The 12,826-nt window shown below is 65.0% G+C and carries 14 protein-coding genes; 13 read left to right on the top strand and 1 reads right to left on the bottom strand.

Going from position 1 to position 12,826, the window contains the following annotated elements; all coding sequences use genetic code 11:
* From AC2A04_RS09325 to AC2A04_RS09265, 13 genes are all read left to right on the top strand, one after another.
* Positions 1 to 711 (top strand): sterol desaturase family protein, encoded by a 711-nt coding sequence (locus AC2A04_RS09325; RefSeq protein WP_484212050.1) that lies wholly within the window; start codon positions 1 to 3, stop codon positions 709 to 711.
* Positions 708 to 1,145 carry a DUF2141 domain-containing protein gene (locus AC2A04_RS09320; protein ID WP_484212049.1) on the top strand — a complete coding sequence of 146 codons (438 nt, stop codon included), beginning with the start codon at positions 708 to 710 and terminating at the stop codon, positions 1,143 to 1,145. The genes AC2A04_RS09325 and AC2A04_RS09320 overlap by 4 nt, the downstream gene beginning before the upstream one ends.
* 20 nt (positions 1,146 to 1,165) lie before the next feature.
* Positions 1,166 to 2,416, top strand: a complete 1,251-nt coding sequence (locus tag AC2A04_RS09315) for an MFS transporter (protein ID WP_484212048.1) — start codon at positions 1,166 to 1,168, stop codon at positions 2,414 to 2,416.
* Positions 2,413 to 3,288 (top strand): HpcH/HpaI aldolase/citrate lyase family protein, encoded by an 876-nt coding sequence (locus AC2A04_RS09310; protein ID WP_484212047.1) that lies wholly within the window; start codon positions 2,413 to 2,415, stop codon positions 3,286 to 3,288. The genes AC2A04_RS09315 and AC2A04_RS09310 overlap by 4 nt, the downstream gene beginning before the upstream one ends.
* Before the next feature lie 87 nt (positions 3,289 to 3,375).
* The gene (locus AC2A04_RS09305; protein ID WP_484212249.1) at positions 3,376 to 4,728 is read left to right on the top strand and encodes a PAS domain-containing protein; all 1,353 of its coding nucleotides are present in this window, start codon (positions 3,376 to 3,378) and stop codon (positions 4,726 to 4,728) included.
* 52 nt (positions 4,729 to 4,780) lie between these two features.
* Entirely contained in the window at positions 4,781 to 5,755 is a 975-nt protein-coding gene (locus AC2A04_RS09300) for an alpha/beta hydrolase (protein WP_484212046.1), read from the top strand.
* 10 nt (positions 5,756 to 5,765) lie between these two features.
* Positions 5,766 to 7,148 (top strand): M48 family metalloprotease, encoded by a 1,383-nt coding sequence (locus tag AC2A04_RS09295; RefSeq protein WP_484212045.1) that lies wholly within the window; start codon positions 5,766 to 5,768, stop codon positions 7,146 to 7,148.
* 11 nt (positions 7,149 to 7,159) lie between these two features.
* On the top strand, positions 7,160 to 7,957 hold the full coding sequence (locus AC2A04_RS09290; protein WP_484212044.1) for a DsbA family protein: 798 nt from the start codon (positions 7,160 to 7,162) through the stop codon (positions 7,955 to 7,957).
* Positions 7,958 to 8,030: 73 nt separating this feature from the next.
* Entirely contained in the window at positions 8,031 to 9,188 is a 1,158-nt protein-coding gene (locus AC2A04_RS09285) for a sensor histidine kinase (protein WP_484212043.1), read from the top strand.
* A 97-nt stretch (positions 9,189 to 9,285) separates the two neighbouring features.
* Entirely contained in the window at positions 9,286 to 10,083 is a 798-nt protein-coding gene (locus AC2A04_RS09280; protein ID WP_484212042.1) for a LytR/AlgR family response regulator transcription factor, read from the top strand.
* A 217-nt stretch (positions 10,084 to 10,300) separates the two neighbouring features.
* The gene (gene nadC, locus AC2A04_RS09275) at positions 10,301 to 11,167 is read left to right on the top strand and encodes a carboxylating nicotinate-nucleotide diphosphorylase (RefSeq protein ID WP_484212041.1); all 867 of its coding nucleotides are present in this window, start codon (positions 10,301 to 10,303) and stop codon (positions 11,165 to 11,167) included.
* Between the two features lie 51 nt (positions 11,168 to 11,218).
* On the top strand, positions 11,219 to 11,641 hold the full coding sequence (locus tag AC2A04_RS09270; protein ID WP_484212040.1) for a hypothetical protein: 423 nt from the start codon (positions 11,219 to 11,221) through the stop codon (positions 11,639 to 11,641).
* A 4-nt stretch (positions 11,642 to 11,645) separates the two neighbouring features.
* Entirely contained in the window at positions 11,646 to 12,344 is a 699-nt protein-coding gene (locus AC2A04_RS09265) for a ribonuclease T2 (protein ID WP_484212039.1), read from the top strand.
* Here AC2A04_RS09265 and AC2A04_RS09260 read toward each other — a convergent pair.
* Positions 12,341 to 12,796 carry a nucleoside deaminase gene (locus AC2A04_RS09260; protein ID WP_484212038.1) on the bottom strand — a complete coding sequence of 152 codons (456 nt, stop codon included), beginning with the start codon at positions 12,794 to 12,796 and terminating at the stop codon, positions 12,341 to 12,343. The genes AC2A04_RS09265 and AC2A04_RS09260 overlap by 4 nt on opposite strands.
* Positions 12,797 to 12,826: the final 30 nt, after the last annotated feature.

Raw genomic sequence — 12,826 nt, 5'->3', positions numbered from 1 at the left:
ATGAACACTGCCGCAGCTTCCGCCATTGCCATGACAGTGATCGTCGCGCTGCGCTACCTTGCCACCAGCGGGTTCTTCGCCTGGGCCACGCACAAGGTGCGGCCCGGCCATTATCACGGACTTGAGCGGCAGATTCGCTCCGAGATCGCGTGGAGCCTGGCCACTGCCGCAATCTATGGCGTGCCCGCAGGCATTGTGGCGTGGGGCTGGCAGCAACGCGGCTGGACCCGGATATACACCGACCCGCAAGCCTACCCGCTGTGGTGGATGCCGCTTTCGCTGCTCGCCTATCTCGTGATTCATGATGGCTGGTTCTATTGGACGCACCGCTGGATGCACCGGCCCGCCGTGTTCCGCGCCATCCACGCGATCCACCATGCCAGCCGCCCGCCCACAGCCTGGGCGGCGATGAACTTCCACCCCATCGAGGCCGCGATCGTCTCGCTGCTTATTCCCGCGCTTGTCTTCATCATCCCGATTCATGTCGGCATGCTGGGCCTTGTCCTACTGGTCATGACCGTGATGGGCGTGACCAACCACATGGGCTGGGAGATGTTTCCTCGCGCGCTTGTTCACTCGCGGTTGGGCGGTTGGCTGATAACCGCCAGCCACCACAACCGTCACCACGAACTCTACCGCTGCAACTACGGTCTCTATTTCCGCTTCTGGGACCGGCTGTGCAGCACCGACAAGGGACTGTCCGCCCCATGACGCCACGTGCCCTGCCACTCCTGCTGTTGCCCGCCCTCCTGCTCGGTGCGGTCCCTGCGCAGACGACCGTGACGGTTGACATCACCGGCCTGCGCAATGCCAACGGTACGGTTTACCTGTGCATGACCGGAACACCCAAGCTCTTCCCCGAAGGCTGCGACAAGGACCCGGCGCGGCGCATCGCCGCGATCAAGGCAAGCGACCAGGGAACCCTTGTCCTGCGCGACGTGTTGCCCGGACGCTATGCCGTTGTCCTGCTGCATGACGAAAACGGGAACAAGAAGATGGACAAGAAGCTGTTCCTGCCAAAGGAGGGCTTCGGCTTTTCGCGCGATGCGCCGATCCGCATGGGTCCGCCCAGCTTCAACGCCGCCGCGTTCGAAGTCACCGCGGGCAAGCCGGTGCGCATGACGATGAAGGTCCGCTACATCTAGTGCCAGACAGTCCTGCCCAGATGCCGTCGCCACAACCTTCCGGAAGCGCGCTCGCTCCATTCCGCTACCCGGCTTTCCGTGCAATCTGGACGGCCAACCTGTTTTCCAACATCGGCTCGATGATCCAGTCGGTCGGCGCGGCCTGGCTGATGACCGACCTGACGAAGTCGCATCTGCTCGTCGCGCTGGTCCAGGCGTCGGCCACTATCCCGATCCTCCTGCTCGGCATGTTTGCGGGCGCCATCGCCGACAACTACGACCGTCGCCGCGTCATGCTGGCCGCCCAGTCGGGCATGCTCGTCGTGTCAGCGCTTCTCGCGGTGCTGGCCTATACCGGCAACATCGGTCCCTGGTCGCTGCTCGCGCTGACCTTGATGGTCGGCATGGGCACCGCGCTCAACGGGCCGGCGTGGCAGGCCTCGGTGCGGCTGCAGGTGGCCCGCCCCGACCTGCCGCAGGCGATCTCGCTCAACGCCATCTCGTTCAACCTCGCGCGCAGCGTCGGCCCTGCGCTGGGCGGCATTCTCATCTCGCTGTGGAGCACCAGCCTGGCCTTCGGGCTCAACGCGGTGAGCTACCTCGGCATGATCGTGGTGCTCTCGCGCTGGCGCCCCGAATCGCTGCCGCCCATGCGCGAGCCGATGCTGGCCGCGATCGGGCGCGGTCTGCGCTTCTGTGCAAGCTCCTCGCCGATCCGCAAGGTTCTGTTGCGCGGAGCCGCCATCGGCTTTGGTGCCGCCGGGCTGCAGGCGCTAATGCCGAGCATTGCGCGCGACATGCTGAACGGCAGCGAGCTGGACTATGGCATGATGCTCGGCGGCTTCGGCATCGGCTCGATCGTCACCGCGCTGTGGATTTCGAAAATACGTCGCCATTTCGGCAGCGAAGCAGTGGTTACCGTAGCCACGCTTATCTTTGCCTCCGCTCTTTTCCTCATGGCCTCAGCCCAGAGCGTCCCGATGGCCGTCGCTGCGGCCTTCATCGGCGGGATGGGCTGGGCCAGCGCCATGACCAGCCTCAACGTCGCCATGCAATTGCGCAGCCCCGAGGACATTCTCGGGCGGTGCCTGTCGATCTATCAGGCGGTGACCTTCGGCGGCATGGCACTCGGCGCATGGGCCTGGGGCACTGTGGCCGACGTGACCAGCCTGCCCACGGCGCTCCATGCTGCCACGATCTGGCTCCTCGCCTCTCTTGCCATGCACTTTTTTGCCCCTATGCCGACGCGCGAGGAAGGCCGCCTCGATGTCGTACCGGAGAGCAGACCGTGATTGATGACCGCCCCTTGCGCTCGCTGCTCTACATGCCCGCGAGCAATGCCCGCGCGATGGCCAAGGCACGCAGCCTCGATTGCGATGCGGTGGCGCTTGACCTCGAAGACGCGGTCGCACCTGAATCCAAGGCTGACGCCCGCGCGGCGCTGGTCGCCGAGGCGCAGACCGGCGGTTTTGGCCATCGCCGCCTGATCGCCCGGATCAACGCGCTTTCCACACCCTGGGGCCATGACGATATCACCGCCCTGGCCGCAGCCCCGCTCGACGCGGTGCTCGCCCCAAAGGTCGATGATGCGGCCGATATCGAAGCGCTGAGCATGGCGATGGACGCTGCAGCCTTCGCTCCGGAGGTTGCCTTGTGGGTAATGATCGAAACACCGCGCGCCGTGCTCGCGCTAGAACGCATCGCCGCCTGCGCTGCCACCACGCGCCTGCAGGGCTTCGTGCTCGGCCTCAACGATCTTGCCAAGGACAGCGGCATTGCCCAGCTTCCGGGCCGCGCCGCGTTCCTGCCGGTCCTCACCATGGCCGTGCTGGCGGCCCGCGCCCACGGTCTGATCATCCTCGACGGCGTCTGCAATGCGATCGATGACCCCGCACGGCTTGAGGCCGAATGTGTCCAGGCCCGCGATTCGGGGTTCGACGGCAAGACGCTGATCCACCCGGCGCAACTTGGGGCCTGCAACACCATCTTCGCCCCATCCGAATCGGATATCGCCGAAGCGCAGGGGATTGTCGATGCTTTCGACGATCCGGTTCACGCCGGAAAAGGTGCGATCCGCCTCAACGGTAAAATGGTGGAATTACTGCACCTTGAACAGAGCCGAAAGTTGCTTGCCAAGGCGCGTGCCATTGCCCTGCGCCAATAGGCACCGCACCGTCACTGGCGCAACTTAAGCACATTTTTACAAAGTTGCGCCAGACCGGGCCCTGAAGAAGGGGACTTGGTGAGCCTGATGGATACCTTGCGCGGATTTGACCGGGACGATGTCGATGCCGAACTCGACCTCTCGGGTTTCGAGGACGAAGTGGCGAGCGAACCGCCGCCGCCGGTCGGTCAGGACGAGCGCCGCATGCAGGTGCGCGCCTACAACTATTGGGCGGGTCTGCTCGGCCAGAACACCTTTCCGCCCGTCACCACGCTGCTTGAGGGCGTCTATCCGGACTTCGCCGACAACGCGGTGCTGCTGCACTTCGACGAAGGCATCGAGGACCCTGCGATCTCCTTCGTCGGCGGCAAGCTGGCCGAAGAATGCGGCACCGAGACCTCGATCGAACGGCTGAGCCAGGTTCCCGGCCGGTCGCTGCTCTCGCGCATCACCGACCACTACATGCAGATCATCGCCAATCAGGCGCCGATCGGCTTCGAGGCCGAATTCGTCAACCAGCACGGCCGCACGATCCTCTATCGCGGCATCCTCCTGCCGTTCTCGTCCGATGGGTCGGAGATCGACTACATCATGGGCGTGATCAACTGGAAGGAACTGGCCGACCAGTCGACGACCGACGAACTTCTCCTCGAGATCGGCCAGGCGCTCGACAAGGCCCCGATCAAGACCCAGCCGCGCCGACCTTTGATCGAGGCGACCGAAGCCTGGGCAGATGGTCCGGCCGCGCTCGACATCGACAGTTTCCCCGAGCCTGCCTTCGGGCTCGATGACGACATTTTCCCGCTCGCTCCGGCAGCCGAAGCCCAGCACGAACCCGAGGAACTGGCCGACTGGCTCGCCTCGGCGCGCGAACTCGCACTGGTCGCCAATTCGAGCGAGGACCGCACCCGCAGCGCGCTCTACGCCGCGATCGGTCGCGCATGGGACTTCGCGCTTGCCGCCCAGGGCAGCCCCGAAGACTTTGCCGAACTGCTCGAGGACGCGGGCCTCACCATGCAGGACCGCGCCCCGATGACCCCGGTAGTCAAGCTCGTGTTCGGTGCAGACTACGACAAGACGCGCCTTACCGAGTATGCCACTGCGCTTACCCATGCGCAGCGCATCGGCCTCGGCCGCGGCGAACTTGGAGCCTACCTCTCCGATGCCTCAGGTGGCCTCAAGGGTGTGGTCAACACCGAGCGTCGCCTGCGCCGCGAGGAAGCTGGCAAGGCCTTGGCCAAGCGCGGGCCCGAGGCGCTGGTTGAATCGCTTCGCGCCTTGGCTCCGCGCAAGATTACCGACATCGCCCCCGCTGAAGGCGCCGAATTCGCGCTGGTCATGGTTCGCCGCCTCGAGAATGGAGACATCGTCGCTCTGGGTGAAGTGGCGGAAGACGCGACCCTCTTCGAACGCGCGGCCCGCAACCTGATCGGTCACTGACCGGGCCTTGAGGCCCCTTTCCGCGTTGGCCATCGCCTGCTAGCCGTGCCGCATGGCATGGTTCTCGAAAGGCAGGCTGCGGATGGGCTGGATCGGCTGGACGCTCGTCACGCTGATCCTGCTCGGCGGGCTTGGACTGGTCGCTCTGCGTCACGCGATCAGAACCAACGGCGTTGCCGTACTCGATGGAACCGACAAGCTGCTGAACGGTGGCGATGGCGCGATCCGCCAGGTTGCCGCCACGCGCTTCGGCTCCGACCCTGCCCAGAAGCTCGAGATGTTCGTGCCGCAGGGCGCAAAGGGAAACCTGCCCGTCGTCGTGTTCATCCACGGCGGCAGCTGGGCAACTGGTGACCCGCACGATTACCGCTTCATCGCGCGCACGCTCTGCGCGCAGGGCTATGCCGTCGTGCTTGCGGGCTACCGGCTCTACCCGCAAGCCCGCTTCCCGGCGATGCTTGCCGATAGCGCTGCGGCGCTACGCTGGGTCCACGACAACGCAGCAAGGCTTGGCGCGGATCCGGCGCGGATCGCGCTGATGGGCCACTCCGCCGGGGCCTACAACGCCGTCATGCTTACGCTCGACCGGCAATGGCTGGCAGGCGTCGGCCTTGATGACAGCATCATTCGCGGCACCGTCGGGCTCGCCGGGCCGTACGATTTCCTGCCGCTGGACAAGTCGTCCACGATCAACAGCTTCGGAAAGGCGCCCGATCTGGCCAGCACCCAGCCGGTCAACTTTGCGCGCGGCGATGCGCCGCCGCTGCTGCTCGTCACCGGCGATGCCGACACGGTCGTCAAGCCACGCAACTCGCAGGCTCTGGCCCGGCGGATGACGCAAGCTGGCGCGCCGATCGCGCCGATCCTTCTTGCGGGCGTCAGCCACGAAGCCATCATCATGCAGTTCGCGCGTCCGTTCTCGCGCGATACGCCCACGCTCGATGCCGTCCTCCCGTTCCTTGCCAAAGTGACCGCGCCGCAAGGTGCCCGTACGGCTTCAGTTGCCGTTCAGGCAGCGGGGCGATAGTCCCGGCACCGTGAACCCGGCCTCGCTCTTCTCTCGTTTCCTTGCGCGGCTCGCTGCAGGCCTCGCCGCGCTGGCGCTGTGCATACAGCCTGCCGCCGCGCAATCGGTTCTCCGCGACGCCGAAACCGAGGCGCTGTTCCGCGATGCAGCCGCCCCGATCTTCAAGGCGGCAGGCTTCGATCCGCGCGCGGTCGATCTCGTCCTGCTCAACGATGGTTCGATCAACGCCTTCGTCGCGGGCGGGCAGGCGATCTACATCCATTCGGGGCTGATCGGCGCAGCGGATGACGTCAACGAGCTGCAGGGCGTGATCGCGCATGAATTGGGCCACATAACCGGCGGCCACGTCATCCGCTTCGACGAGGCAATGAAGCCCGCCACCGGTATCACCGTGCTCAGCCTGCTGCTTGGCGGGCTCGCCGCGGCGGCAGGATCGCCCGATGCCGCGATGGGCGTATTCATGGCGGGCCAGCAGGCCGCGCTGGGCAAGGTTCTGGCCTTCAGCCGCGCGCAGGAATCCTCGGCCGATGCCGCTGGCGCGCAGTTCCTGTCCAAGGCCGGTATTTCGGGGCGCGGCTCGATCGATTTCTTCAAGAAGCTGCAGAACCAGGAATTCCGCTACGGCTACAACGCCTCGAAGAATCCCGACGCCGAGTTCTACAGCACCCACCCGATGACCTCGGATCGTCTGGCCACGCTGCAGGACACCTATGAGCAAGACCCGGCGTGGAATACATCGCCACCTGCCGATCTGCAGGCCCGGTTCCTGCGCGTGAAGGCCAAGCTCTACGGCTATCTCGCCGAGCCGCAGGACACGCTGCGTGCCTACCCAGAATACCTGACCGACACCGCCGCACGCTATGCCCGCGCCTATGCCTTCCACAAGGAGGCCTATGCAGACAAGGCGCTCGAGGAGACCAAGGCGCTGATCGCGCAGGACCCGGCCAATCCCTATTTCCTCGAACTTGAAGGCCAGATCCTGCTGGAATCAGGTCGCCCCGCCGAAGCGCTCGACCCACTGCGCAAGGCAACGGCCGTTACCAACAACGAACCGCTGATCGCAACGACCTTCGGCCATGCGCTGATCGCCACGGAGAACGCCGCCAACTTCGCCGAGGCGGAAAAGGTCCTCAAGGCTGCCGTGATCCGCGACAAGGACAACCCTTTCACCTGGTACCAGCTCGGCGTGGTCTACGAAGCAAAGGGCGACATTCCCCGCGCGCGCCTTGCCAGTGCCGAACAGCAACTCATGAACATGCAGCTTCCCGAAGCGCTGCGCAGCGCCGAAGCGGCAGAAGCCGCGCTGCCAAAGGGCACTCCCGACTGGCTGCGTGCGCAGGATATCGCAATGTCTGCGCGGGCGACGCTGGAACGCCAGCGCAAGTCACGCTAGGCACGAGGCCAATGGCAGATACCCAACCCCGGCGCGTCGGCGCCTTCGTTCTCGTTGCAGCCCTTTTCGCCGCTGCGGGTGCAGGCCTTGGCTGGTGGTATGAAAGCCACCGCTCGGATGCGGCATCGGGCAACGATGCCCAGCTCGAAGCCTCGCTTGCGAACGCGGGAATCGATGGCAAGGAACGCGCCGCGATCGAAGGCCTGGTCCGGTCCTACATCCTCGAGCACCCCGAAGTTTTGCCGCAAGCGATGGAGCGCCTGCAACAGCGCGAGGCCGCCGCGCAGATTGCGCCGATGCGCGGCGCGCTCGAAACGCCGTTCCCCGGCGCGGTACTGGGCAATCCCGATGGCAAGGTCACGCTGGTCGAGTTCACCGATTTTGCCTGCACCTACTGCCGCCAGAGCGTGAAGGCGCTGGAAGGCCTGATTGCGAAGAACCCCGACCTTCGCGTCGTCGTGCGCGAACTGCCGATCATCGCGCCTGAAAGCGCGCCAGCGGCGCGCATGGCGCTCGCTGCCGCTGCGCAGGGCAAGTATCCGGCCTACCACAAGCTGATGTTCGAGGGTCCCCGCCCCAGCGAGGAAAGCATTGCCGCGGCCGCAGGCGCGGCCGGCGTCGACCTTGCCGCTGCCCGCACCTTCGCTGCCCGCAGCGATGTCGAAGATGAACTCAAGCGCAATCTCGAGATGGCGCGCCAGCTCGGCGTCAACGGCACGCCCGCCTGGGTGATCGGCGAACGCATGATCCACGGCGCGGTCCCGTCCGAGGAGCTGCAGGACGCCATCGACACGGCGCGCAAGGGCTGACCTTGCGCAGGGTCCTTCCCTTCGTATCGGGCAAAGGCTAGCTTCGCTCATCGCTAACCGTTACAAACCTTTCATGGCCGCGCTGCCGTTCCGCCCGACGCCGTTCTTCGGCAACAAGAACCGCGCCTTCTGGCGCCTGCAGTTCCTTGGCTGGGGCGGCGCGATGCTGCTGCGCGCGATGTCGTCGATCGCCAATGCCCAGCCATGGTCGTTCCTCGTCATCGTCGTGATCGCCACGATCACCGGCTTCTCGATCTCCTCGATCATGTCGGTGATCTACCGGGCGGTGATAAACCGCCGACCGATCGTCACCTGGGGCGTGACCGCACTGGTCCTCTCGCTCGCGGTGGGGCTTTACGCCTTCATCGATTCGTGGGTGATCAGCCTCTATCGCGCAGGGGGGGATGCCAGCTTCGCGCAGCTGTTCGTCGGCGTGTTCTACCTCGACCTGACGCTGCTGATCTCGTGGACCGGGCTCTATTACGCGATCAACTTCTTCCTTCAGGTGGAAGAGCAGAACGACCAGCTGATGCGGCTCGAAGCACAGGCGACCAGCGCCCAGCTTGCGATGCTACGCTACCAGCTCAATCCGCACTTCCTGTTCAACACGCTGAACTCGATCTCCACGCTGGTCCTGCTCAAGCAGACCGAACCTGCCAATGCGATGCTCTCGCGCCTGTCGTCGTTCCTGCGCTACACGCTGGTCAACGAACCCACTGCGCGCGTCACCGTCGCTCAGGAGATCGAGACGCTCAAGCTCTACCTCGACATCGAACTGATGCGCTTCGAGGAACGCCTGCGCACCGATTTCCGCGTCGAAGATGCCGTGCGCAACGCGCTCATGCCCTCGCTCCTGCTTCAACCGCTGGTCGAGAACGCGATCAAATACGCGGTCAGCCCGCTCGAATACGGCGCCGAAATCACTATCGAGGCGCAACTCGTCGGCCCCATGCTGCGGGTTACCGTGTCCGATACCGGTCCGGGCTTGCAACCGGGCACCGACCCTTCGACAGTGTTCGGAGCAAGCACTGATTCAACCGGCATTGGCCTTGCCAATATCCGTGACCGTCTGGCCCAGGCCTATGGCGAGAATCAGCGCTTCGATATCTCGAACCGCCCGGAAGGGGGATTTCAGGTCGTACTCGAATTGCCGTTTGAGCCGCGTGAACCAGCACCCGCCAGTATTCCGGCCCGCCGTCCGGCCGGAATTCCCAGCGGGGTGACGGCATGATTTCGGGAACCTGTCGCCCGTTTTGCCGTCCTGCCATTGGGCACGCTCCAACGGGGGAACCGTCACGGGGGCAAAACGTGATCCATAAGGGAACCGCATGACCATCCGCACGATCCTCGTCGACGACGAGAAACTGGCCATCCAGGGGCTGCAGCTGCGCCTCCAGGCCTTCCCCGATGTCGAAGTGATCGACACCTGCTCGAACGGCCGCGAAGCCATTCGCAAGATCAAGACCGAAAAGCCCGACCTCGTCTTCTGCGACATCCAGATGCCGGGCTTCGACGGCTTCTCGGTCGTCAAGGGCGTGATGGAGATCGATCCGCCGCTCTTCGTGTTCGTCACCGCCTATTCGGAACACGCGATCAAGGCCTTCGAGGCCAACGCAGTCGACTACCTGCTCAAGCCGGTCGAGGAAGACCGCCTCGCCGATGCGCTCGACCGCGCCCGCACGCGGCTTGCCGAAAAGCGCAGCCGGGAGGAGGCCGACAAGCTCAAGCTCGTGCTCGCGGAAGTCGCGCCCGATTCGATGCCCGAGATCGAGGATGAGGGCGAACCGGTGGCAGGTCGCTTTGAAAAGCTCATCAACATCAAGGATCGCGGCCAGATATTCCGCGTCGATGTCGACACGATCGAACGCATCGAGGCCGCGGGTGACTACATGTGCATCTATACCGGCGACAATTCGCTGATCCTGCGCGAAACGATGAAGGACCTCGAACGCCGCCTCGACCCGCGTGTGTTCCAGCGCGTCCACCGGTCGAAAATCGTCAATCTAGACCAGGTCCGCCAGGTGCGTCCCCACACCAATGGCGAATGCTTCCTCGTCCTGGATTCCGGTGCCGAGGTTAAGGTCTCGCGCTCATACCGCGACGTTGTGGCGCGCTTCGTTCACTGATCAACGCTGCGAAGGGGCTTTCGGGTTCACGCAGAGACGCGAAGAACTTGAAACGCGGGGGTGACGACGTGCGGCTCTCTCTGCGCCTCAATTTCCTTCTCGGCGTTTCTTGCGTGAATCCCTTTTTTCTTCCGTTCGTGTCGCGCGAAGTCGAGACACCGCGGACCGTGTCTCGACTTCGCTCGACACGAACGGAGGGCATGATATTGGGCTGCATATGAGCAGCTTTTCCATTCCCGGCTTCGATCTGGGAGCCTTCGTCGCAACAACGCTTGCCGAGGATCTGGGCGAAGGCCTGCCTGGCGGCGGGCACGACGTCACCAGCGAGAGCGTGATCCCGGCAGATGCGCGCTTTACCGGCGTGATGGACAGCCGTGATGCGATCACCGTGTGCGGACTGCCTATCGCCGCCGCGTTCTTTCGCGCGCTCGATCCGGCCATGACCATCGAGATCCTCGTCGAGGAGGGCGCCCACGTCGGTGCGGGATCGGATCTCATGCGGCTTCAGGGCAACGCCCGCGCCATGCTCACCGCCGAACGCAGCGCGCTCAACACGGTTCAGCACCTTTCCGGCATTGCCACGATGACGCGCGAATATGTCGATGCGATGGGCGAGACCAAAGCCCGGCTTCTGGACACGCGCAAGACCATTCCCGGCCTGCGCCATCTGGAAAAATACGCTGTCCGCACCGGCGGCGGCACCAATCACCGGATGGGCCTGTGGGATGCCGCGATGATCAAGGACAATCATGTCCTCGTCGCAGGAGGTGTCGGCGAGGCCGTTCGCCGCGCGCTCTCGGCAGGTGTCCGTGACGTCATCTGCGAGGTCGACCACATCGACCAGATCGAACCCGCGCTTGCCGCAGGGGCAACGCGCCTCCTGCTCGACAACATGGGCCCCCACCTCCTGCGCGAAGCCGTTGCCCTCGTCGCAGGCCGCGTGCCTTGCGAAGCCTCGGGCGGGGTCCGGCTCGACACGATCGGTGCAATTGCCGCTTCAGGCGTGGACTATGTCTCGGTCGGCCGCCTCACCCAGAGCGCGCCCGCTGCCGACATCGGCCTCGACTTCACGCCGCTTGGCTGACAGTCTGCACGGGCAAGGCATCAGACAGGCCAGCCAACAGGGGGAATTTTCATGCGTCCAGCGTCGATCCAATGGTTCGAACGGCTTTATCTTGGCAGTCTCGGGCTCGGACTCGTCAATCTGCTGGTCCATTACAATTCGCTCAAAGTCGCGCTTGGCAGCACCGGCGGTCAGATGGGGTTTGTCTTCCTCAGCTTCCTGGTCGGCATCGCGATCTCGCTGATGTTCTGGTATCTGGTTGCCCGCCGCGCGAGCAATCTGGCCAAGTGGTTTCTTGTCGCGCTCGTCGTGATCGGCCTGATCGGGCTGCCCGGATCGCTGCAGATGACCGAGATGCTCGGCACCGCCTATATCGCGATCGGTGCCCTTGCCACACTGGTGCAGGCAGCGGCCGCCGGCCTGCTTTTCACCGCAGAATCGCGCCGCTGGTTCGCGGCCAAGGGCGCTCCGCCCAGCCCGGACGTCTTCGAGTAACCCCATGCGCCGCGCGTTCGCGCTTCTCGGCATGGCCTTTGCCGCCCCCGCACTCGCGCAAGGGTGGCAATGCCGCGTGCCGCCGCAAGTCTCGGTCCCGCCCCTGCCCGAGCCCGACGCGCCGCCGCGCGTAGTGCCGGTGACCGGCTATACCCTCGCGGTCAGCTGGTCTCCCGAGTTCTGTCGCACGCGCAAGCGCGATCCCGCCAGCGCAACGCAATGCTCGGGCGCGATGGGGCGCTTCGGCTTCGTCCTGCACGGACTCTGGCCCGAAGGCGTGCGCGGAGCCTATCCGCAGTGGTGCCCGGTGCGCCGCATGCCCGATGCGCAGACCCTGCGCCGAAACATGTGCACCACGCCCTCGGCTTCGCTGATGGTTCACGAATGGGCCAAGCACGGCAGCTGCATGACCCGCGATCCCGCCGCCTATTTCGACAAGGGCCGCACGCTGTTCCAGGCCATGCAGTTCCCCGACATGGCGCGGCTTTCCCGCAAGGAAGGGCTGGACGCGGGCACGGTGCGCGAAGCCCTGGTCATTGCCAACCCGCACCTGCGGCCCGAGATGATCAAACTCCTGCTCGGCCGCGATGGCTGGCTGCGCGAAGTCCACGTCTGTCACGCACGCACGTTCAAGCCCACGCGCTGCCCCGGCGGAAATGGCCCCGGCGATGGCGTTCCCGTAAAGATCTGGCGCAGCTTTTAGCGTCGCGCCCGGAAGAAGGCGCGCAGCATCTGCGCTGCCTCGTCCTCGCCCATGCCCGAATAGACCTCGGGACGGTGCAGGCAGGTCGGTTGGTCGAACACGCGCGCGCCATGCTCCACCGCGCCGCCCTTGGGGTCTGACGCCGCGTAATATACCCGCGCAATCCGCGCATGGACGATCGCGCCTGCACACATCGCGCATGGCTCGAGGCTCACCCATATATCGCAACCGTCAAGCCGCTCTTGCCCCAGCGCCTGAGCCGCAGCGCGAATCGCCAGCACTTCGGCATGGGCGGTGGGATCGCACAGGGTGCGGGGCTGGTTGTGTGCCGCGGCTATCACCTTGCCGTCCTTGACCACGACCGCGCCGATCGGCACTTCCCCTGCGCATTGCGCAAGCAACGCCTCATCAAGCGCGGCGCGCATCGGGTCGGGCAGGGGCCAGCGGGTCATCGCGCGGGGTATAAGTGCCGGAACGTCGCT

The sequence above is a fragment of the Novosphingobium sp. HNCC26DJ243 genome (assembly GCF_057180545.1).
Note: the sequence above shows the minus strand (reverse complement) of the source record. Positions and strands in the feature narration are given on the sequence as shown.